General features: G+C 71.6%; 23 protein-coding genes. 9 read left to right on the forward strand and 14 right to left on the reverse strand.

From position 1 onward, the window contains the following. Positions 1 to 64 precede the first annotated feature (64 nt). On the reverse strand, positions 65 to 661 hold the full coding sequence (locus ACTWQF_RS23170) for a response regulator (protein WP_443281556.1): 597 nt from the start codon (positions 659 to 661) through the stop codon (positions 65 to 67). Positions 662 to 976: 315 nt separating this feature from the next. Here ACTWQF_RS23170 and ACTWQF_RS23175 point away from each other — a divergent pair, with 315 nt between their 5' ends. Continuing rightward, a complete protein-coding gene (locus tag ACTWQF_RS23175) occupies positions 977 to 2830 on the forward strand; it encodes a SpoIIE family protein phosphatase (RefSeq protein WP_443281557.1) in 1854 nt (617 codons plus the stop codon). 79 nt (positions 2831 to 2909) lie between these two features. On the opposite strand, the gene hemW is transcribed toward ACTWQF_RS23175, so the two are convergent. Further along, positions 2910 to 4133, reverse strand: coding sequence for a radical SAM family heme chaperone HemW (hemW, locus tag ACTWQF_RS23180; protein ID WP_443281558.1), 1224 nt, complete (start codon positions 4131 to 4133; stop codon positions 2910 to 2912). A 106-nt stretch (positions 4134 to 4239) separates the two neighbouring features. Here hemW and ACTWQF_RS23185 point away from each other — a divergent pair, with 106 nt between their 5' ends. Next, positions 4240 to 4845, forward strand: a complete 606-nt coding sequence (locus ACTWQF_RS23185) for a Uma2 family endonuclease (RefSeq protein WP_443281559.1) — start codon at positions 4240 to 4242, stop codon at positions 4843 to 4845. Here ACTWQF_RS23185 and ACTWQF_RS23190 read toward each other — a convergent pair. Both ACTWQF_RS23190 and ACTWQF_RS23195 read right to left on the reverse strand, forming a co-directional pair. Next, entirely contained in the window at positions 4817 to 5686 is an 870-nt protein-coding gene (locus ACTWQF_RS23190; protein WP_443281560.1) for a DUF3097 domain-containing protein, read from the reverse strand. The two genes, ACTWQF_RS23185 and ACTWQF_RS23190, sit on opposite strands and share 29 nt — an antisense overlap. A gap of 12 nt (positions 5687 to 5698) precedes the next feature. Continuing rightward, entirely contained in the window at positions 5699 to 6451 is a 753-nt protein-coding gene (locus ACTWQF_RS23195) for an MBL fold metallo-hydrolase (RefSeq protein WP_443281561.1), read from the reverse strand. Positions 6452 to 6676: 225 nt separating this feature from the next. Here ACTWQF_RS23195 and hrcA point away from each other — a divergent pair, with 225 nt between their 5' ends. The 6 genes from hrcA (at position 6677) to ACTWQF_RS23225 (ending at position 12287) form a co-directional block, all read left to right on the forward strand. Further along, positions 6677 to 7693 (forward strand): heat-inducible transcriptional repressor HrcA, encoded by a 1017-nt coding sequence (gene hrcA / locus ACTWQF_RS23200; protein ID WP_443281562.1) that lies wholly within the window; start codon positions 6677 to 6679, stop codon positions 7691 to 7693. Further along, positions 7694 to 8827: a molecular chaperone DnaJ gene (dnaJ, locus tag ACTWQF_RS23205; RefSeq protein WP_443281563.1), complete on the forward strand. Its 1134-nt coding sequence runs from the start codon at positions 7694 to 7696 to the stop codon at positions 8825 to 8827. A gap of 218 nt (positions 8828 to 9045) precedes the next feature. Next, the gene (locus ACTWQF_RS23210) at positions 9046 to 10131 is read left to right on the forward strand and encodes a nitronate monooxygenase (RefSeq protein WP_443281564.1); all 1086 of its coding nucleotides are present in this window, start codon (positions 9046 to 9048) and stop codon (positions 10129 to 10131) included. After that, a complete protein-coding gene (locus tag ACTWQF_RS23215) occupies positions 10128 to 10865 on the forward strand; it encodes a 16S rRNA (uracil(1498)-N(3))-methyltransferase (RefSeq protein ID WP_443281565.1) in 738 nt (245 codons plus the stop codon). Before ACTWQF_RS23210 ends, ACTWQF_RS23215 begins: the two co-directional genes overlap by 4 nt. Before the next feature lie 104 nt (positions 10866 to 10969). Then, positions 10970 to 11353: a histidine triad nucleotide-binding protein gene (locus tag ACTWQF_RS23220; RefSeq protein ID WP_443281566.1), complete on the forward strand. Its 384-nt coding sequence runs from the start codon at positions 10970 to 10972 to the stop codon at positions 11351 to 11353. 13 nt (positions 11354 to 11366) lie between these two features. Continuing rightward, positions 11367 to 12287: a ribonuclease Z gene (locus tag ACTWQF_RS23225; RefSeq protein ID WP_443281567.1), complete on the forward strand. Its 921-nt coding sequence runs from the start codon at positions 11367 to 11369 to the stop codon at positions 12285 to 12287. A 15-nt stretch (positions 12288 to 12302) separates the two neighbouring features. Here the strand turns inward: ACTWQF_RS23225 and era are convergent, their stop codons facing one another. The 3 genes from era to ACTWQF_RS23240 form a co-directional block, all read right to left on the reverse strand. Next, positions 12303 to 13277 carry a GTPase Era gene (gene era / locus ACTWQF_RS23230; RefSeq protein WP_443281568.1) on the reverse strand — a complete coding sequence of 325 codons (975 nt, stop codon included), beginning with the start codon at positions 13275 to 13277 and terminating at the stop codon, positions 12303 to 12305. Between the two features lie 151 nt (positions 13278 to 13428). Then, positions 13429 to 13800 carry a cytidine deaminase gene (locus ACTWQF_RS23235; RefSeq protein WP_443281699.1) on the reverse strand — a complete coding sequence of 124 codons (372 nt, stop codon included), beginning with the start codon at positions 13798 to 13800 and terminating at the stop codon, positions 13429 to 13431. A gap of 67 nt (positions 13801 to 13867) precedes the next feature. Beyond that, positions 13868 to 14749 carry a helix-turn-helix transcriptional regulator gene (locus tag ACTWQF_RS23240; protein ID WP_443281569.1) on the reverse strand — a complete coding sequence of 294 codons (882 nt, stop codon included), beginning with the start codon at positions 14747 to 14749 and terminating at the stop codon, positions 13868 to 13870. Between the two features lie 84 nt (positions 14750 to 14833). Between ACTWQF_RS23240 and ACTWQF_RS23245 the strand changes: the two genes are divergently transcribed. Then, positions 14834 to 16318, forward strand: a complete 1485-nt coding sequence (locus tag ACTWQF_RS23245) for an MFS transporter (RefSeq protein WP_443281570.1) — start codon at positions 14834 to 14836, stop codon at positions 16316 to 16318. A 149-nt stretch (positions 16319 to 16467) separates the two neighbouring features. Here the strand turns inward: ACTWQF_RS23245 and ACTWQF_RS23250 are convergent, their stop codons facing one another. The 7 genes from ACTWQF_RS23250 to ACTWQF_RS23280 form a co-directional block, all read right to left on the reverse strand. Then, positions 16468 to 17280: a hypothetical protein gene (locus ACTWQF_RS23250; protein WP_443281571.1), complete on the reverse strand. Its 813-nt coding sequence runs from the start codon at positions 17278 to 17280 to the stop codon at positions 16468 to 16470. Positions 17281 to 17386: 106 nt separating this feature from the next. Further along, a complete protein-coding gene (locus ACTWQF_RS23255; protein WP_443281572.1) occupies positions 17387 to 17749 on the reverse strand; it encodes an MmcQ/YjbR family DNA-binding protein in 363 nt (120 codons plus the stop codon). A gap of 131 nt (positions 17750 to 17880) precedes the next feature. After that, positions 17881 to 19218 (reverse strand): hemolysin family protein, encoded by a 1338-nt coding sequence (locus ACTWQF_RS23260; protein WP_443281573.1) that lies wholly within the window; start codon positions 19216 to 19218, stop codon positions 17881 to 17883. Continuing rightward, a complete protein-coding gene (gene ybeY, locus ACTWQF_RS23265) occupies positions 19215 to 19715 on the reverse strand; it encodes an rRNA maturation RNase YbeY (protein ID WP_443281574.1) in 501 nt (166 codons plus the stop codon). The genes ACTWQF_RS23260 and ybeY overlap by 4 nt, the downstream gene beginning before the upstream one ends. 12 nt (positions 19716 to 19727) lie before the next feature. Beyond that, the gene (locus ACTWQF_RS23270) at positions 19728 to 20807 is read right to left on the reverse strand and encodes a PhoH family protein (protein ID WP_443281575.1); all 1080 of its coding nucleotides are present in this window, start codon (positions 20805 to 20807) and stop codon (positions 19728 to 19730) included. 156 nt (positions 20808 to 20963) lie between these two features. Beyond that, the gene (locus ACTWQF_RS23275) at positions 20964 to 21830 is read right to left on the reverse strand and encodes an isocitrate lyase/PEP mutase family protein (RefSeq protein ID WP_443281576.1); all 867 of its coding nucleotides are present in this window, start codon (positions 21828 to 21830) and stop codon (positions 20964 to 20966) included. A gap of 190 nt (positions 21831 to 22020) precedes the next feature. Next, a complete protein-coding gene (locus ACTWQF_RS23280; protein ID WP_443281577.1) occupies positions 22021 to 23292 on the reverse strand; it encodes a PfkB family carbohydrate kinase in 1272 nt (423 codons plus the stop codon). Between the last annotated feature and the right edge of the window lie 36 nt (positions 23293 to 23328).

Consider the following 23328-nt stretch of genomic DNA (forward strand, 5'->3'; position numbering starts at 1 on the left):
ATCAGCCACAAAGCACCGGCAGTCTGCAGACGCCGGGCAGGGGCACCCCCTTCCCAGGCGGCTGTCAGGCGCCGCGCAACTCATCCAACGCGTCTGCCAGCGCAGCGACATCGCGGGCCAGGCGGGCGGTGTCGGGCGTGCTGCCGGCCGCCAGGTGGCTCTCGACCGCTGCCAGGCGGCCGGCGAAGTCGTCCAGCCGGTGCTGCTCCTCCTCGCGCAACTGCCGTAACTCGCGGTTCTTGCGGTGCAGATCGAGGAAGACCGCCACCTTGGTGCGCAGCACCCACGGGTCGAACGGTTTGGTCAAGTAGCCCACGGCACCTGTCGCGTACCCGCGGTACGCGTACCCGCTGTCCTGTGCCGTCTCGGCCCCGGTCAGGAAGATGATCGGGACGTCCTTGGTCTGCTCGCACCGTTTGATGCGCTGCGCTGTCTCGAAACCGTCCATCCCCGGCATCACCACATCCAGCAGGACCAGCGCGAACTCCCGCCGCAGCAGCGCCTGCATCGCCTCCTCGCCCGAGCGCGCCCGCACCAGCGGCACCTGGAGCACGCCGAGCACGGCCTCCAGTGCGACGAGATTGTCCTCCATATCGTCGACGAGCAGGATGCCGGGTTCGTGTGCTGTGGCGCTGGTACGCCCAGGGGATTCTGTGGTCATCGCTGCCCCGTTGGCTGTCGTGTTCTGGCCGGTCACCCGGTCACGGGCCGGTGAGGACGGCGGTGCGCGTAAAGCGAGTGCCGATCGCGAACCGATCGCCGTTCGCGGATCGGGAAATGGGACCGAGGAAGGCGAGCAGAGTACCGGGCGGCCGACCGATGTCAACCGTTCAGGGACGGAAACGGCGGTGTTCAGCCACGATTTCCGTGACTCGGCGCGTATGACCGGGCCCCTTCTGTCACCCTTGCTCTACCGCGCCGAGCGTGGTGACCGAACGACCGGGGGAGCGCCCGGGAACTCCCGGGGAGGGGTGCGATGGACAGCGCGCACGATGCGGATGCCACAGGGCCGGACAGGCCGGCCGCGACGCCACCGACAGGTGCCGTACAGACCGGGAGCGAGATGCCGCACGCGGTCCGTACCGAACTGCCGCCCAACGCGCTCGCGGCGGCGGCAGCCCGTGGCTTCACCCGGGCGGCGCTCGCCAGGTGGCATGTCCGCGGTGACGCGGCCGACGACATGGTGTTGCTGGTCAGCGAACTGGTCACCAATGCCGTCGTGCACGCGGGTACGTCCGTAGGGCTGGAGTGCCGCTACGCCGCCGGGGTCGTCTACGCGGAGGTCGCCGACCGCCATCCGGCACGCCGGGTGGCCGCACCCGGCGAGGAGGGCCACGGCCTCGGCCTGCGCTTGGTCGGTGCCCTCGCCAAGGAGTGGGGCATCAGCTACCGCAGGGACCGCAAGGCCGTGTGGTTCCAGCTCGGCACCGCGCCGCAGCCCCTGGACGCCGCAGCCGAGCTCCACACGGGCGAGGCCCTCCCCGGCGACGCCCTCCCCGGGGAATCCCTCCCCGCCGAGGCTCATCCCGAAGACGCCGCGCCCCCGCCCTGCGCCGAGCCCCCCGCGGCGCCCTCCGCCCTCCACCCGGATCCGTACCGCGAGTGGACGAACAGCGGCGCGCCCTGCTTCCTCGCCGAGGCGTCCGATCTGCTGGCCGGGCACACCGACGAGGACAAGGTCGCCTCGCTCGCCGGGCAGTTGATGGTGCCGCGCTTCGCCGACTGGTGCGCCGTATGGCTGTGGGACGGCGAACGCTCCCGGCTGCCCCGGCTGGCCCGGGTGTGGCATGCGCAGGAGAGCCGCATCGAGGAGCTGCGGGCCCAGCTCGCCGGGGAGCCGCCCGTCGCCGCGTCCCGCGTACTGCCGGGCCAGGCCGCCCCTTCGCGCTGGCCCGCCGGTGCCGCGACGGGCAGCGGCAGTGGTGCCTCGGTCCTGTGCGACCTGGTCGTCGGCGGCCGTCAGGTCGGCACGCTGGTGATCGGCCGGGCCGGGCTGCTGCGGATTCCGGACGAAGTGATGGGACTGGTCGAGGACTTCGCACGCCGGGTGGCGCTCGCCGTGCTCTCCGCGCGCCGCTACACGCTCCAGGCGAACATCAGCCAGATTCTCCAGCGCGGGCTGCTGCCCAGCGAGGAGGTGCGCGTACCCGGTCTCGACACCGCGCTCGTCTACGAGCCCGCAGGCGAGGGCGCCTGGGCGGGCGGCGACTTCTACGACCTGCTGCGACTGCCCGACGGCCGCTGGCGCTTCGCGCTCGGCGACGTGTGCGGCAACGGTCCGGAGGCGGCCGTGGTCACCGGACTGGCCCGCCCGGTGCTGCGGCTGCTGGCCAGGGAGGGTCACTCCGTGCCCGAGACCCTGGACCGGCTCAACCGGGAGGTGGGCGAGCAGGCGCGGTTCCTCTCCGTCGTCTACGGCGAACTGGCCTTCCGCGACGGGCTCGTGGACTGCACTCTCACCTGCGCCGGACACCCGCTGCCGCTGGTACGGGACGCCTCCGGCGCCGTACGGACGGCCGCTGCGCCGCAGTTACTCCTCGGTGTCGCCCAGCAGGTCAGCTACGAGTCCCAGTCCTTCACGCTGCACCCTGGCGACACCCTCCTGTGCGTCACCGACGGAGTGACCGAACGCCGCTCCGGCCGCCGGCTGTTCGACGACGGCGACGGCCTCGCGACCCGCTTCGCCGACTGCGCGGGCCTGGACGCGGGCGGCACGGCCGAGCGCCTGCGCCGTGCGGTGTACGCCTTCGCACCCGATCTGCCCGCCGACGACCTGGCCATGCTGGTGCTGCGGGTCCCCGAGCGGGCCGAAGCCGCGCCCGACGGCTGACCGGCCCGGTGTGCGAGACAGGCCCCCACCGGCTTTCCGAGACAGGCCCCACCGGCTTTACGACACAGGCCCGACCCGATCAGTCCACCAGCCCCCGGACCACCGCGTCCGCCAGCAGCCGACCCCGCAGCGTGAGCACCGCGCGGCCCTCCTCGTAAGGGCCCGGCTCCAGCAGACCCTCCTCGCGGGCCCGCTCGGCGGCCTTCGCGCCCTGCGGCGCGAGCAGCGAGAGCGGGCAGCCCCGGCCGAGCCGCAGCTCCAGCAGGATCCGCTCGACGCGCCTGTCCTCCGCGGTGAGCACCTCGCGGCCTGCGCCGGGCGAACGGCCCTCGGCCAGCGCCTGCGCATAGGCCGCGGGGTGCTTGACGTTCCACCAGCGCACCCCGCCGACGTGGCTGTGCGCGCCAGGGCCCGCGCCCCACCAGTCGGCACCCGTCCAGTACAGCTCGTTGTGCCGGCACCGTGCCGCCGCGTCGCCGGCCACCGCCCAGTTGGAGACCTCGTACCACTCCATACCGGCCGCCGTCAGCCGCTCCTCCGCGATCAGATAGCGGTCCGCGTGCACATCGTCGTCGGTCATCGGCACCTCGCCCCGCCGGATGCGCCGGGCGAGCTGGGTGCCCTCCTCCACGATCAGCGCGTACGCCGAGATGTGGTCCGGGCCGGCGCCGAGCGCGGCGTCCAGGGAGGCGCGCCAGTCCTCGTCGGTCTCGCCCGGCGTGCCGTAGATCAGGTCGAGGTTCACATGCGAGAAGCCCGCCTTACGTGCCTCCGCGACGCACTCCTCGGGGCGCCCCGGAGTGTGCGTACGGTCCAGTACCCGCAGCACGTGCGGGCGGGCGCTCTGCATACCGAACGAGACCCGGTTGAAGCCGGCCTCCCGCAGCTCGCCGAGGTAGCCGGTGTCCACCGACTCGGGATTCGCCTCGGTGGTGACCTCGGCGTTCTCGGCCAGCCCGAACTCGTCCCTGATCGCCGCCAGCATCCGGCCCAGCTCGGCGGCCGGGAGCAGGGTGGGGGTGCCGCCCCCGACGAACACCGTCTCCACCCGGCGCGGATCGTCGCCGAGCACCCTGCGGGCCAGCCGGATCTCCTCGACGGCCTGCTCCGCGTACCGCTCCCGGGAGAATCCCCCCAGCTCGGTGGCGGTGTAGGTGTTGAAGTCGCAGTAGCCGCAGCGGGTGGCGCAGTACGGAACGTGCAGATAGAAGCCGAGCGCGCGGGCCTCGGCCCCGTCGAACGCGCGCGGAGGCAGCGCGCCGTCTGCGGGCATGGGCTCGCCGTCAGGGAGTGCGGAGGGCATGCTTTCCATTGCACCACTTGTGCGCCCGTTGCCCGCGTGCGCGGTGTCACACCCCGCGGCTACGCTGAGTGCGTACGTGATCGCAGCGACCGCGAGGGGGCTGGCAATGACTGCCGTAGCCGAACGGATGGATGTCCCGATGACCGACTCCCACGCGATAAACGCCTTCGAGGAACTCGAAGTACCGGAGGGTTTCAAGGCGGAGTTGCTGTGGGGGGAAATCGTGATGATGGCGGGGCCGGATCTGGTCCATAACCGGATCGTGGAGGCCGTGGCGGACCAGATCCCCCGTAAGCGCTGGCAGCGGCTCCAGACCCAGGACGTCGGCCTCCTCGCCCAGACGAGCGAGCCCCAGCCGGATCTCGTCGTGATTCCGCGTGACGCCGGCCCGGAGTCGGGCAGGCTGATGCCCCCCGAGGAGATCACCCTCCTCCTGGAGGTCGTCTCCAAGACCAGTAAGCACCGGGACTACGTCACCAAGCGCACGCTCTACGCGGCGGGCGGCGTCCCCGGATACCTGATCATCGACCCATTCAAGGGCGAGTGCGTCCTGCTCACCGAACCGGCAGGCAAGGGCGAGGAGGCCGACTACCGGGTGGAGCGCCGGGCGCGGTTCGGCGAGTCGCTCCCGCTCGACCTTCTCGGGGTGAAGCTGGAGACCGAGGAGTTCCAGACCCTCCCGGTCAAGCAGTCGGAGAAGCCGGAGCAGTGACGAAGTCGATCAGCTCCTCGACCCGGCCCAGCAGCGCGGGCTCCAGGTCCTTGTAGGAGCGGACGCGGCCGAGCAGGTGCTGCCAGGCCGCGCCGGTGTTCCGGGGCCACCCCAGCGCGCTGCACACGCCGGTCTTCCAGTCCTGGCCGTGCGGGACGCGCGGCCAGGACCGGATGCCCGCCGAGGCAGGCTTCACGGCCTCCCAGATGTCGATGTACGGATGCCCCACCACCAGGACGTGGTCCCCGCTCACCTGGGCGGCGATCCGCGATTCCTTCGAACCGGGGACCAGATGGTCGACCAGCACCCCGAGCCGGGCCCCGGGGCCGGGGGAGAAGGCTTCCACGACGGCGGGCAGATCGTCGACGCCCTCCAGGTACTCCACGACCACCCCCTCGATCCGCAGGTCGTCGCCCCACACCTTCTCGACCAGCTCGGCGTCGTGCCGCCCCTCGACATAGATACGCGCAGCCCGCGCCACCCTGGCCCGCGCGCCGGGGACGGCGACGGAGCCGGAAGCCGTCAGCCGCCGCCCGGCCGCCGGGACACCAGCCCCGGGATCCGCACCCGCGCCCGCACCCGCGCGGGGACGTACGAGCGTCACCGTCCGCCCCTCCAGCAGGAAGCCCGCCGACGTCATCGGGAAGACCCGGTGCTTGCCGAAGCGGTCCTCCAGCGTGACCGTCGGCCCCTCAGCCGTCTTCTCGCAGCGCACGACCGCTCCGCAGAACCCGGTGGTGACCTCCTCCACCACCAGATCCGGCTCGGCGGCCACTTCGGGCACGCTCCGAGCCCGCTTCCAGGGAGGGGTCAGATCGGGATTGTCGTAACGGCTGCGCATGCGCACATTCTGCTACGCGCCGTACGACGCGAACCGGCGTGCCAGCTCCTCCCGTTGTGCCCGTACGAACGCCGCGTCCACCAGTGCCCCGTGCCCCGGTACGTACACCGCGTCCTCGCCGCCCAGCGCCAGCAGCCGGTCCAGCGCGGCCGGCCAGCGGGAGGGGTGGGCGTCGGCGCCGGCCTGGGGGGCGCCGGACTCCTCCACGAGGTCCCCGCAGAAGACGACATCGGGGGTGCCGGGCACCAGCACGGCCAGGTCGTGCTCGGTGTGCGCGGGGCCGACGTTGACCAGCACGACCTCCCGCCCGCCCAGGTCGAGGGTCAGCTGCCCGCTGACCGGATGGTGCGGGCGCACCAGCACGTCCGCCGCCTCCCCGGCCTCGTCCTCCAGCAGGCCGTGTGCCACGGCGTCGTCCCGCAGCAGGTCGGTGTTGCGGGCCAGCAGCTCGCTGACGCCGACCGCCGCGTACACCTCGGCGCCGGAGAAGACGGCCGCGCCGAAGATGTGGTCGAAGTGCGGATGGGTGAGGACCACCCGCGTCACCCGGCGCCCCAGCAGTGCGGTCACCTCGGCACGGATCTCCGAGCCTTCCAGCAGCGAGGACCCGGTGTCGACCACCAGCGCCTCGTTGTCGCCCCCGACGGCGCCGACCGTCGCGTCCCACTGCGGCAGTCTGCGCCGCAGCACCCCGGGCGCGATCCGCTCCCAGCGCCGGTCGTCGGCCGGCGAATCCTGCTTCGCGTCTTTACCGAACGGCTGCATACGACGACGCTAGCGGCAGCCCGACCACCGCGCCCTCGGCCGCGCGGAAGCAGCGCCGCCGCCGCAGCGGCGCGGTACGGTCGGGCCTGCGATCAGGCGGCCCTTGCCCTGGCCGTGGTGACCGGCCGTACACTGGCTCAGGGACTTGGCACTCCGGCATGAAGAGTGCCAGAGACCGCCAGGGGATCGGACTCCAGACCAGCGGCCGGACGGGAGGTGTGCGCCTTGCTCAGCGAGCGTCGACTTGAAGTCCTCCGCGCCATCGTCCAGGACTACGTGGGCACGGAGGAGCCGGTGGGCTCCAAGGCCCTCACGGAGCGCCACAACCTGAAGGTGTCCCCGGCCACCGTCCGCAACGACATGGCGGCGCTGGAGGAGGATGGGTACATCGCCCAGCCCCACACCAGCGCGGGCCGGATCCCCACCGACAAGGGTTACCGCCTCTTCGTCGACAAGCTCGCCGGGGTCAAGCCGCTGTCGCCCCCCGAGCGGCGCGCCATCCAGAACTTCCTGGAGGGCGCCGTCGACCTCGACGACGTCGTCGGCCGTACGGTCCGGCTGCTCGCCCAGCTCACCCGGCAGGTCGCGGTGGTGCAGTATCCGTCGCTGACCCGCTCGACGGTGCGGCACGTGGAGCTGCTGGCGCTGGCGCCCGCGCGGCTGATGCTGGTGCTGATCACCGACACCGGCCGGGTCGAGCAGCGGATGATCGACTGCCCGGCGCCGATCGGCGAGACGGTACTGGCCGACCTGCGTGCCCGGCTCAACAGCCGGGTGGTCGGCGAGCGCTTCACCGAGGTCCCGTCCTTGGTGCAGGACCTGCCCGAGGCGTTCGACGCCGACGACAGAGGCACGATCCAGACGGTGCTGGCCACCCTGCTGGAGACCCTGGTCGAGGAGACCGAGGAGCGGCTGATGATCGGCGGCACCGCCAATCTGACCCGCTTCGGGCACGACTTCCCGCTCACCATCCGGCCCGTACTGGAGGCGCTGGAGGAGCAGGTCGTTCTGCTGAAGCTGCTCGGAGAGGCCAAGGACCCCGGCATGACCGTACGAATCGGGCATGAGAACCAGCATGAGGGACTGAGTTCCACATCGGTCGTCTCGGTCGGCTACGGTTCGGGCGACGAAGCGGTCGCCAAGCTCGGTGTGGTCGGACCGACCCGCATGGACTACCCCGGAACGATGGGAGCTGTACGCGCAGTGGCACGGTACGTCGGACAGATCCTGGCGGAGTCATAAGTGGCGACGGACTACTACGCGGTCCTCGGCGTGCAGCGTGACGCCTCGCAGGACGAGATCAAGAAGGCGTTCCGCAGACTCGCGCGCGAGCTGCACCCGGACGTCAACCCGGATCCGAAGACCCAGGAGCGGTTCAAGGAGATCAACACCGCTTACGAGGTGCTCTCGGACCCGCAGAAGAAGCAGGTCTACGACCTCGGCGGGGACCCGGCCGCGGGCGCCGCGGGCGCCGGTGCCGGCGGCTTCGGCGGGGGCTTCGGCAACTTCAGCGACATCATGGACGCCTTCTTCGGCACGGCGGCGCAGCGCGGGCCGCGCTCGCGTACCCGTCGGGGCCAGGACGCCATGATCCGGCTGGACATCGACCTGGAAGAGGCCGCGTTCGGCACCACCAAGGACATCCAGGTCGACACCGCCATCGTCTGCGGCACCTGCAGCGGCGACGGTGCCGCGCCGGGCACCTCGGCGCAGACCTGCGACATGTGCCGCGGCCGTGGTGAGGTCTCCCAGGTCACCCGGTCCTTCCTGGGCCAGGTCATGACCTCCCGGCCGTGCCCCCAGTGCCAGGGCTTCGGCACCGTCGTGCCCACCCCCTGCCCGGAGTGCGCGGGCGACGGGCGGGTGCGCTCGCGGCGCAGCCTCACCGTGAAGATCCCCGCCGGTGTCGACAACGGCACCCGCATCCAGCTCGCGGGCGAGGGCGAGGTCGGCCCGGGCGGCGGCCCGGCCGGTGATCTGTACGTGGAGATCCACGAGAACGCCCACCCGGTCTTCCAGCGCCGTGGTGACGACCTGCACTGCACTGTCACCATCCCCATGACGGCCGCGGCCCTCGGCACCAAGGTGCCGCTGGAGACGCTGGACGGCATGGAGGAGGTCGACATCCGCCCCGGCACCCAGTCCGGTCAGTCGATCCCGCTCCACGAGCGTGGCATCACCCACCTGCGCGGTGGTGGCCGTGGCCAGCTCATCGTGCACGTCGAGGTGACGACGCCGACCAAGCTGGAGCCGGACCAGGAGGAGCTCCTGCGCCGCCTGGCCAAACTCCGCGGCGAGGAGCGGCCCACGGGTCAGTTCCAGCCGGGCCAGCAGGGGTTGTTCTCCCGGCTGAAGGACGCCTTCAACGGCCGCTGAGGCGGGCCGCCATTCGGGATCGGCCGGGGGTCTGGGGGTTGTCCCCCGGTGGATGCAGTAACGGCCGCTGAGGCGGGGCTGTTCGACCGCGCTGAGGCGAGGCTGTCAGATCGCGCTGAAGGCGGGGCCGTTCGGGCTTGGCCTGGGGGGCGGGGGTGGTCTTCTGGGGCGTCGGGGGTTGGGCCGGGGCTGTGGTGGGGGCGTGACAGGATGTGGTCATGTCGACCTCGTCGTCTTCGCTCTACGAGCTGACTGCGCATCCCGTCATCCAGGCACCGATGGCGGGCGGGGTCTCCCGGCCCGCGCTGGCTGCAGCGGTGAGCGAGGCGGGGGGCCTGGGCTTCCTCGCCGCCGGGTACAAGACGCCGGAGGCGATGTACGAGGAGATCAGACAGCTGCGGCGGCTCACAGAGCGCCCGTTCGGCGTCAACCTCTTCATGCCGCAGCCCCGTACCACCGACCCGTCAGCAGTCGTCGTCTACCGCGAACAGCTCGCGGGCGAGGCCACCTGGTACGAGACCGAACTGGGCGACACCGACGGCATGACGGACGACGCGTACGAGGCGAAGCTCGCGATCCTCTACGACGACCCCGTCCCCGTCGTCTCCTTCCACTTCGGCTGCCCCACCAGCCGGGTACTGGAGCGTCTCGCGGAGCTGGGCACCCGCACCCTCGTCACCGCGACCTCGGTCGCGGAGGCGAGGGCGGTGCAGACGGCCGGTGCGCACGCGGTGTGTCTGCAAGGCATAGAGGCGGGCGGGCACCAGGGCACGCACCGCGACGACCCGCAGAGCGACCGGGGGAGCGGCGGCATCGGACTGTTGTCGCTGATCACGCAGGTCAGGGAAGCCGTGCAGCTGCCTCTCGTCGCCGCGGGCGGACTGATGCGCGGTGAGCAGATCGCCGCCGTGCTCGCGGCCGGCGCTGTGGCGGCGCAGTTGGGCACCGCCTTTCTGGCCACCGAGGAGTCCGGCGCCCACCCGCTGCACAAGCAGGCGCTGACCAACCCGCTGTTCACCCGTACCGAGCTGACCCGGGCCTTCTCGGGGCGCCCGGCGCGGGGACTGGTCAACCGCTTCCTGCGCGAGCACGGCCCGTACGCGCCCGCCGCCTATCCGCAGCTCCACTATCTGACGGCCGGGCTGCGCAAGGCGGCGGCGAAGGCGGGAGACCCGCAGGCGATGGCGCTGTGGGCGGGTCAGGGGCACCGGCTGGCCCGGGAGTTGCCCGCCGGACAACTGGTGGAGGTGCTGGCGGCCGAGCTCGCCGAGGCGCGTGCGGCACTGCGGGAGGTGCCCTCGTGAGCGCGCCGGTCTTCCTCGCCGACTCCGGTCTGCTGCATCCCGGCACAGTGGTGCTCGACGGGCCGGAGGGTCGGCACGCCGTCTCCGTCCGCAGGCTGCGGCCGGGGGAGGAGGTCGTGCTCACGGACGGCGCGGGCACCGGCGCGTACGGGAGCGTGACCGCTGCCGAGGGCAAGGACCGGCTGGAGGTCGCCGTCCGCGAGATCCGTACGGAGCCGGAACCGCGCCCCCGGATCACCGTCGTACAGGCGCTTCCCAAGGGGGACCGGGGGGAGTTGGCCGTGGAGACGATGACGGAGACGGGGGTGGACGCCGTCGTGCCGTGGGCGGCTTCGCGGGCGGTGACCCGGTGGAAGGGGGAGCGCGCTGCCAAGTCGCTCGCCAAGTGGCGGAACACGGCTCGGGAGGCGGGGAAGCAGGCGCGGCGCCTGCGCTTTCCGGAGGTGGCCGACCTCGCATCGTCGCGGGAGGTCGCGGAGCTGTTGCGGGCCGCCGACTTCGCGGGCGTGCTGCATGAGGAAGGCAGCACGCCGCTGGCCACCGCCGAGTTGCCCTCGGCAGGGGAGATCGTGCTGGTGGTGGGCCCCGAGGGCGGGGTTGCTCCGGAGGAGCTGGAGCTGTTCGCCGGAGCCGGCGCCGCGCCCTTCCGGCTCGGGCCGAGCGTGTTGCGGACCTCCACCGCCGGGACGGCCGCCACCGCCGTGGTGCTCGCGCGCTGCGGCCGCTGGGGGTGAGCTCCTGCGCCTGCTGGGGTGGAGCTCCCACGGCCGCTGGGGACGACGGGCACGGGCCCTGGCGAACGCCGGGGCCCCGACCGGTGCTCGGGTAACATCCCGGCATGGCTTCCAACGGAGAACCGCAGCAGGACTGCCTGTTCTGCAAGATTGCCGCGGGTGAGGTGCCGGCGACGCTGGTGCGGGAGACCGAGACGACCGTCGCGTTCCGGGACATCAACCCGCAGGCGCCCACCCATGTGCTGGTGATCCCGAGGGCGCACTACCCGGACGCGGCCTCCCTCGCGGCGGCCTCCCCGCAGCTGCTCGCCGATGTGGTGCAGGAGGCCGGTGAGGTGGCGCAGATGGAGAAGATCGCCGTGCCGCACGGCGGCCCGGGCACCGGCTACCGGGTGGTCTTCAACACCGGTTCGGGCGCGGGGCAGACGGTCTTCCACGCACATGCGCACGTTCTCGGGGGCCGTGGCCTCGAATGGCCGCCCGGGTGAGGCGGTAGCCGCGATGTCCGTGCGAGAACTGGTCGTGCTGGGCACCGCCAGCCAGGTACCCACCCGGGAGCGCAACCACAACGGGTACGTCCTGCTGTGGGACGGCGAGGGCATCCTGTTCGACCCCGGTGAAGGCACCCAGCGGCAGATGCTGCACACCTCGGTCGCCGCACACGATCTGACCCGTATCTGCCTGACGCACTTTCACGGGGACCACACGCTCGGGCTGCCCGGCGTCATCCAGCACATGAGCCTCGACGGGGTGCCCCACGAGGTGACGGCCTACTTTCCGGAGAGCGGGCGCGACTACTTCGACCGGCTGCGCAATGCCACGCCGTTCCACGACACGATCCGGCTGCGCGAGGTGCCCATCGCTGCGCCCGGGGTGATCGCCGGCGGCGCCGAGGAGCCTCAGGCGCCCTTCACCCTGGAGGCGCGTCGGCTCTCGCACCGTATCGACACCTTCGGATACCGGCTCACGGAGCCCGACGCGCGCCGTATGCTGCCCGACCTGCTGGCGGAGCGCGGCATCAGCGGTCCGGACGTGGGCCGTCTCCAGCGGGAGGGGGAGCTGCGCGGGGTACGGCTGGAGGAGGTCAGCGAGCCGCGGCGGGGCCAGCGCTTCGCCTTCGTCATGGACACCCGGCTGTGCGAGGGGGTCCATGAGCTGGCCGCGGGCTGCGACATGCTCGTCATCGAGTCGACGTTCCTGCAGGCCGACACCGAGCTGGCCGAGGTCTCCGGCCACCTGACGGCCTTTCAGGCGGGCCGGGTCGCCGCCGAGTCGGGCGTACGGCACCTGGTGCTGACACACTTCTCGCAGCGCTACCAGGACACCGCCCTGTTCGCTGCCGAGGCCCGCGCCGCCGGGTTCGAGGGCGAACTGACGGCGGCCCAGGATCTGATGCGTGTGCCGGTGCCCAAGCGGGTCTGACGCGGGCCGGTCGGCTCAGAAGCCCAGCCGGCGCAGCTGCTTGGGGTCGCGCTGCCAGTCCTTGGCGACCTTGACGTGCAGGTCGAGATAGACAGGCGTGCCCAGCAGCGCCTCGATGTGCCGTCGCGAGCTGCTGCCGACCTCCTTGAGGCGCTTGCCCTTGGGGCCGATGACGATGCCCTTCTGGCTGGGCCGCTCGATGTAGATGTTGGCGTGGACGTCCAGCAGCGGGCGGTCCGCGGGGCGGTCCTCGCGGGGCACCATCTCCTCGACCACCACCGCGATCGAGTGCGGCAGCTCGTCCCGTACGCCCTCCAGCGCCGCCTCGCGGATCAGCTCGGCGACCATGACCTGCTCGGGCTCGTCCGTCAGATCGCCGTCCGGGTACAGCGGCGGGCCCTCAGGCAGCAGCGGCGCCAGCAGATCGGCCAGCAGGCCCACCTGGGAGCCCTCGGTGGCGGAGACCGGGACGATCTCCGCCCACTCGACACCCAGCTCCCGCCCGAGCTGGTCGACGGCGAGCAGCTGCTCCGCCAGCGCCTTGCCCGAAACCAGGTCGGTCTTGGTGACGACGGCCACCTTCGGCGTGCGCTTCCTCAGCTCGGCCAGCTCGCCCGCGATGAAGCGGTCACCCGGGCCGATCTTCTGGTCGGCGGGCACGCAGAAGCCGATGACGTCGACCTCGGCCCAGGTGGTGCGCACCACGTCGTTGAGGCGTTCGCCGAGCAGGGTGCGGGGCTTGTGCAGGCCCGGGGTGTCCACCAGGACGAGCTGTGCCTCCGGGCGGTGCACGATGCCGCGCACCGTGTGCCGGGTGGTCTGCGGACGGGTGGAGGTGATCGCGACCTTCGTGCCCACCAGCGCGTTGGTCAACGTCGACTTGCCCGCGTTCGGACGGCCGACGAAGCAGGCGAAGCCCGACCGATGCGGGTGCGCTTCGCGCGGAGTACCGCCTTCTGTGGTGCCGGCAGTGGCAGAAGATGCGTTCATGACGACCATTGTCCCTGACGGCGGCAGCCGGTGAGTGGGGGTGCTGCGCCGCTGCCGGCTGCGGGCCCTCCCCCAGCCTCCGGCCGGGAGGTGCCCCCAGGTTGCTCGCGCAGTTCCCCGCGCCCCTTACGGGGCGCGTCACTCTTCCTGCTCAGCCCGCCGTCACCGTCGAGTGCACCTCGCCGTCCGGACCGGCGAGGTGCACCGGGGTGGCGGGCCCGCCCAGGTCCCGTACGGTCGCCAGGTCCTCGGCCGGGACCTGCTCGGCCTGCGAGACCACGGCCGCCGCCTCCAGGGACGTAGCGCCCGAGGCCACCGCCATCGCCACCGCCGTACGCAGCGCGGACAGCTGGAGCGAGGGCAGCCCGACCGACCCCGCGACGTAGGTGCGGCCCGTCTCGTCCCGTACGGCGGCGCCCTCCGGGACGGCGTTACGGGCGCGGGCGCTGCGCGCCAGGGTGACGATCTTGCGGTCTTCCGGATCCAGCCCGGCGGTGCTCTGGTCACTCATGACGGCGAGCATATGCGGTGGCCACGACACGCTTGCCGGGTGCCTCGGCCCTCGCATCCCCTTGGCCGCCGGGGGTGCCTCATCCCGCGACCCGGTGGATCGTGGCGCGGCGTACCTCGGGCTCTGCCAGCCGCTGGAGCTTCTCGGCGGTGCCGGTGCCCGCGACCGGGTTGTGCAGGATGAGCCTGAGGTCGGGGCGGGCCGGCACCTGGAGCGTCGTCGACTCGAAGTGCAGCGCGCCCACCACCGGATGGTCCAGCTCCTTGAGCCGTTGTCCGGGGCGGGACACATCGCCCAGCTCCCACAGCCGGCGGAAGTCCTCGCTGTTCGCCAGCAGCTCCTCCAGCAGCAGCTGGAACCCCTCGTCCTCGGGCCACTCCGCCAGCGAGGCGCGCAGCTCCGCGACGACGCCCGGAGCGTTCTGCTCCCAGCTCTTCGAGCGGGCGCGGTAGCGCTCGTCGCAGAAGAAGTTGATGATGCAGTTCTCCTGCGCGTCGATGCCCATCACCAGCCGCGCCGACTCGTTGAGCCCGACGGCGCTGAAGTACGGGTCCATGATGTGTGCCGGGTACGGCATCCAGCCGTCGATGAGCCGCTGCATCCCGTCGCACAGGTGGGCGCGGTCGTACTCGGACTCGGGCAGCGGCGGGTTGAGGCCCGCCAGGACGTACAGGTGCCGGCGCTCGGCGGGGTTCATCCGCAGCACCCGTGCCACCGCGTCGAGGACCTGCGGCGAGACGGTGATGTCCCGGCCCTGCTCCAGCCACTGGTACCAGGAGGCGCCCACGCCGGCCAGCACCGCCACCTCCTCGCGGCGCAGCCCCGGGGTCCTGCGCCGCGCACCCCCGTCCGGCAGCCCGGCCTCGGCGGGGGAGACCCGCGCCCGGCGGGAGCGCAGGAACGTGCGCAGCTCCTCACCGCGTCGGCTTTTCTCCGGTCGACTCCTTGGAGTGCTGGCCACCTGGTCCCCTCCCTGAGTGGTGGTGCGGGCACCACCATAAACAGCAGCTCCCCACGGTCTGTTCCGCGCCAGCAGGCTGTGACCATGCCAACGACCGCTTCCGTACCGGAGACGACCGCGCCCGAGCCGGTCACCGACTCTGCCCGTTCCGAACAGCCGGCTGATTCCCACCGCTTCACCCCGCGCGAGGTGCTGCTCCTCGTGGTGCTGTGCGCCTCGCAGTTCCTCGTCGCGCTCGACTTCTCCGTACTGAACGTCGCGCTGCCCGTCCTCGGCCCCGACCTGGGGCTGGGCGAGGCCGGACTGCAGTGGGCCGTGACCGCGTTCGCGCTGCCCACCGGCAGTTTCCTGCTGCTCTTCGGCCGGCTGGGCGACCAGCTGGGCCGCCGCCGTACGTTCCTGACCGGGCTGGCCCTCTTCACCGGCGCCTCGGTGCTGGCAGCGCTCGCGCCCAGTGCACCGCTCTTCCTGGCCGGGCGCGCACTCCAGGGGCTCGGCGCCGCCGCGCTGGTGCCCACCGGTATGGCGCTGATCACCACCTCGTTCGCCGAGGGCCCCAAGCGCACCAAGGCGCTGAGCATCAACGGCTCCCTGATGGCGCTGGGCTTCACCGTCGGCATGGTCCTCGGCGGCATCCTCACCGACACCCTCGGCTGGCGCTCCACCATGGGCCTGCTCGGAGTGGGAGGCGTGCTGGTGCTGCTGGCCGCACCCCGGCTGCTGAGTGAGAGCCGGGGGGAGCGCGCCCGGCTGGACGTCCCCGGCGCGCTGACCGTGACCGGCGGGCTTTTCGGCATCGTCTACGGGCTGTCCACCGCTGCCGAGGAGGGCTTCACCCGGCCCGACGTGCTGGTCGCGATCATTGCCGGACTGGCGCTGCTCGCCCTGTTCGTCCGGGTGGAGGCCCGCAGCGCCGAGCCGCTGCTGCCGCTGTGGATGCTGCGCCGGCCCTCCGTCGCCTTCGGCAACCTGGCCGGGCTCGTCACCGTCTCGATGATGACCGCCGTCGTCTTTCTGATGACGCTCTATCTCCAGGACCTGCTGGGGGTCTCCGCGCTCGTCTCCGGGCTCGTCTTCGGTGTGCAGGGGCTCGCCTCCGTCGCGGGCGGCGCCCTCGCACCCCGGATCGCCCGCCGGATCGGTGCCCCGCGCACCCTCGCGCTGGGGCTGATCGGCCAGGGCGTGCTGACGGCGGCGCTGCTGGGCCTGGGCGTCGAGAGCGGGCTGTGGCTGGTCGTGGTCGCCGTCTCGCTGGCCAGCGGGCTGCACCTGGTGGCCGTCGTCACCTACGGCGTCACCGCCACCTCCGGCCTCGACGACGCCGACCAGGGCCGCGCCACCTCCCTGGTCACCAGCGCCATGCAACTCGGTCTGGCCCTCGGTATCCCGCTGCTGAGCGCCCTGTCCGTCGGCTGGGCGGGCGTCCTGCGGGAGGGTGGCACCCCTGCCGCGGATGCCACCCTCGGAGGGATCAAGCTGGGTCTCGGCGCCGACACCGTTGTTCTGCTCGCCATCGGCACGTTGGTGGCCCTCACCCTGGGCCGCCGCCGGACAGCGGAGCGGCGCTAGTCCGTGCCCGGTGGATGTTGCACCCGGCATGGGGGCTGCGCCCCGAAGGGGCGCGGGGAACTGCGCGCCCAGCCACCAAGCACCCGCAGCCTGCGGGCGCCAGGCAGGGGCAGCTCCTACCCAGAAAAGGCGAGGGCGTCGGGCAAGCCCTAGTCGCCCTCCGGCGGCACGGTCGGAGAAGGGGTGCGCCCCGCGGTCACGGCTTCAAGCCGCGCGGCGGCGCCCCGCGCTGCCCGCGCGGTCAGCCCCGTATCGCCGTCCCCCTCAAAGAGCAGTGCCAGCCCCGTCGTGGACTGCTCCACCCGCGACAGCACGAGATCGAGGGTGAGCTGCTTCCCGTCGGCAGGCCCGCCCCTGGCGGTCCCCCGCAGCCGGGCGCACGCGCTGTCGGCGCCGGGCTTGACCTTCAGCGGGGAGACGGTGAAGTCGACGGTGACCGCGTTGTTCTCGGCGGTGAACTTCTTGCAGCTGGCGCGCACGCTCTTGAAGGTGCTCAGCGCCCGCTTCGAGCCGTCGCCCTCCTCCTTGTCGTAGGAGGCGATCTCGCTGGAGAGGTACGGACCGTTCGCACTTCTGCGGTAGTCGCGGGAGGCGTCGGTCCGTGCCTCGTGCCGGTCCAGGTCGCCGCCGAGCGCGTCGAGCAGTTGCTTGCAGTTGCGGTCCTTGGTGCTCAGATCGTCGGGCGCGTCTCCCGCAGCGGTGCCGTCGTCCAGATCCGCGTGCCGCCACCCGGCGGGCAGGTTGCCCTCCACCAGCAGCGCGGCCCGGGCCTGCTGTTCGCTGAGCGGCCCGGTCACTTTCGAGGGCGAACCGGTGGGCGTGGCGCCGGGCGTCGACGGCGGCGGCGAGGGCGAGGAGGTCTCGCCGGAGTTCACGCCGCCGTCGTCGCCGCAGCCCGCCAGGGTCAGCAAGACGGCGGCGACCAGGACACCCGCGACGGGAGAGCAGCGTGCAGCGCGCATGGGATCGCCTTTCGGACGGCCTCTGACTCAACCCACCAGCCGCAGCGCCGGACCGCGAGCGGACGGCCGCCGAACAGGTGGCGGACGGCGGCGCGCGGCCGTGCCCTCAGCTCTGGCCCAGCCGCAGCCGCTCCCACCGCGGCAGCCCGGCGACCACCAGGTCGTAGGAGTCCTCGATCATCTCCCGCACCGTCCGGTCCGGGAGGCTCCCGTCGAGGAGCACCGTGTTCCAGTGGCGTTTGTTGAGGTGCCAGCCCGGCCGCACCGCCGGATACGACTCGCGCAGCCGCACCGCGATCTCCGGGTCGCACTTGAGGCTCACCCGGAGCGGGGCCTCGTCCAGGGCGCTGAAGGCGAAGATCTTCTCCTTGATCTTGAACGTGGAGAGCCCCGGATTCCCGGGGAACGGAAAGTCCTCCCACGCACCGTTCTGCTCCAGGCAGCAGGCTCTGAGCTCTTCCGGCGTCATGGCACTCAGCGTAGGCGCCGCCTATGACAACCGCCGGACAGCCGATCGCTGCGGCATCTACCACCGGACGGTCGGCCTCTGGGGCATCAGCCGCCGGACGGTCGACCGCTGCGGCGTCAACTGCCGGAGAGTCAGCTCTCGCTGAGCGCCGTGCTCTCCTCGCCGTCCGTGCGCACCGGCTCCCGTACCGGTTCGACGAGCACCGTCACGATCTTGTTCCGGCGGCCCGCCGGGGACTCTGCGGTCAGCCGAAGGCCCGTCAGGGTGGGTGCGGAGCGGTCCTCGGACACATCGACCGTGGTGGTGGCACCGGCGATCGGCACCCGGCCCAGCGACTTGGCCAGCAGCCCGCCGACCGTCTCCACGTCCTCGTCATCCAGTCCCGTCAGCCCGAACAGCTCGCCCAGATCGCCGATGTCCAGCCGCGCGGTGACCCGGTAGCGCCCCTCGCCCAGCTCCTCGACCGGCGGCAGTTCGCGGTCGTACTCGTCGGCGATCTCACCGACGATCTCCTCCAGGATGTCCTCGATGGTGACGATCCCGGCCGTGCCGCCGTACTCGTCGATCACCACGGAGACATGGATCCGGTCCTTCTGCATCTCCCGCAGCAGATCGCCCGCGTTCTTGGTGTCCGGCACGAACGTGGCGGGCCGCATCGCGGTGGAGACCAGCTCGGTCTCCGCGTCCCGGCTGATGTGCACCTTCCGGGCCAGGTCCTTGAGGTAGACGACGCCCACCACGTCGTCCTCGCTCTCCCCGACCACCGGGATCCGCGAGAAACCCGAGCGCAGCGCCAGCGTCAGCGCCTGCCGGATCGTCTTGAACCGCTCGATGGTGATCAGGTCCGTGCGCGGCACCATCACCTCGCGCACCAGCCGGTCGCCGAGCTGGAAGACGGAGTGCACCATCTTCCGCTCATCCGCCTCGATCAGCGACTCCCGCTCCGCGAGGTCCACCATCGCGCGCAGCTCCGCCTCACTGGCGAACGGTCCCTTGCGGAAGCCCTTACCCGGGGTGAGCGCGTTGCCGAGCAGGATCAGCAGCTGCGGCACAGGGCCCAGGATGCGGGCCAGCGGCAGCAGTACGTACGAGGCGGCCGTCGCCGTGTTCAGCGGGTGCTGGCGGCCGATGGTGCGGGGCGAGACGCCGATGGCGACGTAGGAGACGAAGACCATCACTCCTATCGCGACGGCAAGCGCCTGCCAGGTCCCGTCGATGGCGCGCAGACAGGCGTACGTCACCAGCGAACCGGCCGCCACCTCGCAGGCCACCCGCAGCAGCAGGGCCAGGTTGAGATAGCGGGTCGGCTCGGCGGCGACCGCCGCGAGCTTCGCGCCGCCGCGCCGCCCTTGGCGTACGGCCTCCTCGGCCCGGTAACTGGTCGTACGCGCCAGCCCGGCCTCCGCGCAGGCGGCCAGCCACGCGACGATCACCAGCAGGACGACGGCGGCGACGAGCGGGGTGCTCACGATGTCGTCGTGGGGGCGGGTGAGGGGCCGGTCAGGCCGCGCTCGGCGCGCCAGCCGTCGACGATCGCGGACTGGAGACCGAACATCTCGGCCCGCTCGCCGGGCTCCTCGTGGTCGTAGCCCAGCAGGTGCAGCACTCCGTGCACGGTGAGCAGTTGCAGCTCCTCGTCCATGGAGTGCTGCGTCGGCGCGTCCGCGCCCTGCTTCTCGGCCACCTCGGGACACAGCACGATGTCACCGAGGAGGCCCTGCGGGGGCTCCTCCTCGTCCCGGGACGGCGGGCGCAGCTCGTCCATCGGGAAGGACATCACATCCGTGGGTCCCGGCAGTTCCATCCACTGCCGGTGCAGTTGCTCCATGGTGGCCGCATCGACGGCGATCACCGAAAGCTCCGACAGCGGATGGATACGCATCCGGGCCAGTGAGTAGCGGGCGATGTCGAGCACCGCTTCCTCGTCGACCTGGCGGCCGGACTCGTTGTTGACGTCGATCGACATGGTGGGTGCCGGTTACTTCCTCTTGCGGTTGCCGCGGTTCGCGTGCGCGCCCGCGCCCGCGCCTTCGGCCGGACCGGTCTGCTGCTGGTCGTTGTCGTAGCGGTCGTACGCGTCGACAATACGGCCCACCAGCTTGTGCCGGACCACGTCCGTGCTGGTCAGCAGCGAGAAGTGGACATCCTCGACGCCCTCCAGGATCTCCCGCACCTGGCGCAGCCCGCTCTTCGTCCCGCCCGGCAGATCGATCTGGGTCACATCGCCCGTGATCACTATCTTCGAGTCGAAGCCGAGCCGGGTGAGGAACATCTTCATCTGCTCGGGGTTCGTGTTCTGCGCCTCGTCCAGGATGATGAACGCGTCGTTCAGCGTCCGGCCGCGCATATACGCCAGCGGCGCCACCTCGATCGTCCCGGCCGCCATCAGACGGGGGATCGAGTCGGGGTCGAGCATGTCGTGCAGCGCGTCGTACAGCGGCCGCAGATACGGGTCGATCTTTTCGTAGAGCGTGCCGGGCAGATAGCCGAGTCGCTCGCCCGCCTCGACCGCGGGCCGGGTCAGGATGATGCGTGTGACCTGCTTGGCCTGGAGCGCCTGCACCGCCTTGGCCATCGCGAGATACGTCTTGCCGGTGCCGGCCGGGCCGATGCCGAAGACGACCGTGTGCTTGTCGATCGCGTCCACATAGCGCTTCTGGTTGAGCGTCTTGGGGCGGATCGTGCGGCCTCGGTTGGAGAGGATGTTCTGGGTGAGCACCTCGGCGGGCGTCTCGTCGACGGCACCCGTGCCGTTCTCCTGCGCGCGCAGCATGGAGATCGAGCGCTCCACCGCGTCCTCCGTCATCGGCTGGCCGGCGCGGAGCACCAGCATCATCTCGTCGAAAAGGCGCTGGACAAGGGCGACCTCCGCGGGGTTACCGGTCGCGCTGATCTCGTTGCCCCGGACATGGATGTCCGTACCGGGGAACGCATCTTCGATCACGCGCAGCAGAGAGTCTCCGGAGCCCAGCACCGTCACCATGGGGTGCTTGGGTGGCACGGTGAAGCGGGCTGTCTGCTGCCCGGATCCGGCCTGGGGTGGGGTTGTCTGCGTCATGGGCGGCCTCAGGGGCCTGCTCATCTCCCTCGCTGCGGTGTTGTTCTCTACGGCTCCCAGGGTACGACGGCCCTCTGACACGGCTCACTGATTTTGCGGAGGGGGCGGACGGGGCGGACGGGACTGCGGGTGCGGACAGGGGCGGTCGCGGCGAACTCAGCCGGAGACGAGCCGGGAGGCGGACGGGTGGTGCCTGCTGATGTTCTTCTCCAGCAGTCCCGTGGACGCCCGTACGCCGATCGATCCGGGTACGGAGAACTCGGGCAGGCGTCCGTCGGACGCCTTGAGCTCGCTCAGCGCGGTGTCGATGGCGGAGTGTGCGGCGAACAGACAGGGCGTGCTGTAGATCGCCACCTGGCACCCCAGTTCCGCCAGTTCGCTCAGCGAGAGCCGGGGGGACTTCCCGCCCGCGATCTGGTTGAACAGCAACGGCTTGTCGCCGATGACGTTCCGGACGCGGCGGATCCACTCCACGCTGCGTACCCCGTCGACCAGGACGACGTCCGCGTCGGTCTCCGCCAGTGCCTGGGCACGGCGCAGGACGTCGGCCTCCTCCGTGGCGTCGGTACGGGCGACGACCACCAGGTCCCGCCTGCTCTCCAGCACGAGCTGGAGCTTTTCGAGGTACTCCTCCAAGGGAAGCACCTGTTTCCCGTCGGCGTGGCCGCACCGGCGCGGGCGTTTCTGGTCCTCCAGGACGACTCCGGACGCGCCGATCCGCTCCAGATGCTGCACGACGTGGCAGGCGACCTCGGGGTCCACGTAGCCGTCATCGATGTCGACCAGCAGATGATGGGTTGGAAAGGCCAGCCGCAGCCTTTCCACGAAGGCCACCATGTCCGGCCAGGCGATGAAGCCCATGTCGGGCAGCCCGTAGTACGAGGCGGCGAACCCGAACCCGGAGACGAACAGCCCGCTGTAGTGCTGGGCGGCGATCGACGCCGAGTACATGTCGTAGATGCCGATGAGCGGTGTGGTTCCTGGGGAGCGGACGTCCTCCCGCAGCGCGTTTCCGTAGGGCATGCCGCGTCCTTTCGAAGGGGCAGTGGAAGGAGCAGGGCACAGTGCAGTGAACCCACCGAAAGGGGTCAGCAGGCACTTTACGGGCATGTGCATGCATACGCGGAGAGTTGCTATTTCTTTACTCTTCGGAACGGCAGGCTTTACCTCGGCAGTGACCTCCGAGTGTCAGGGTCCTTGCCGCCCGCGAGGGTCAGCCCGCCGGGGGGCGGAACCCCAGCGTCGGTACCGCCCTGCGCGGGGGAGCCGAGGCGGCGCAGTTGGTGAGGATGCGCTCCAGAAATGCGTACCGCGCGCACCCGGAGTCCTCGGAGCCGGCCTCGCGCCACCAGGCGGCGATCTCCGGCCAGCCGGGCGCCGAGAGGGAGCCGCCGAACTCCTGGACGGACAGCGCGGCGGTCAGTCCGGCGAAGGCGAGCCGGTCGGTCAGCGGCCACCCGGCGAGGCTGCCGGTCACGAAGCCCGCGACGAACACATCGCCCGCGCCCGTGGTGTCCAACGCCTCGACGGAGATGCCCGGCACCGTCGCGGTCTCCCCGGTGCGTGCGTCCACGGCGTACGCACCGTCCGCTCCCATGGTCACGACGGCGACCGGTACGTGCTCGGCGAGTGCGTGCGCGGCGGCGTGCGGGGTCTCGGTGCGGGTGTAGCGCATCGCCTCGGCCGCGTTGGGCAGGAACGCCTCGCAGTCGGGCAGTTCGGCCAGCGCCGCGAGGTCCCAGCGGCCGGTCTCGTCCCAGCCGACATCGGCGAAGATGCGGCTGCCGCGCCGCGCGGCCGTCGCGATCCACTCCTGGGTGCGCCCCGGCACCAGCGAGGAGACGCACGCGGTGGCCGGGGGCGGGCATTCGGGCGCGTCCGGGTCGTAGGCGGTGGCCGCGTTCTTGGGCGGTGCCTCGTGACCGTGCGAGATCATCGTGCGTTCGCCCTCGTACGCCATCGAGACGGTGACGGGCGAGTGCCAGCCGGGGACGGTGTGCGAGAGGGAGAGGTCGATGCCCTCGCCCGTCTCCATCTCCTCACGGCAGTAGTCGCCGTACATGTCGTCGCCGAATGCGGCGGCGAGCGAGGTGCGCAGGCCGAGTCGGGCGAGCGCGGTGGCCATGTTTGCGATGCCGCCGGGCGAGGAGCCCATGCCGCGGGCCCAGGACTCGGTGCCGCGTACGGGCGCGGAGTCGAGCCCCGTGAAGATGATGTCGAGGAAGACGGTGCCGGTCAGATAGACGTCCCAGCGCGGGTCGCCCGGCGCGCGGACCGCTGCCAGCGGGTCGAACAGCGGGCGGGAGAGCGCGGCCCGGTGCGGCTGCCGCGGGTGCGCGCGGGCGGGGTTCGGGCAGGGCGCCGTGTGCCCGTGGCGCGGGGGATGTACGGAACCGCCTCCAGGCCGGCCGGGCTGGTGATCCCCCTGACCGGGGGCTGCGGGAGGACCGGCCTCATGGGTCCTGCGCGTGCTCACCGTGCTCACCGTGCCTTCCCCGTAGACCGTCGACTCGCTGTCCCC

Source organism: Streptomyces sp. 8N114, from assembly GCF_052245835.1.
In the GTDB taxonomy this organism is placed as follows: Bacteria; Actinomycetota; Actinomycetes; order Streptomycetales; family Streptomycetaceae; genus Streptomyces.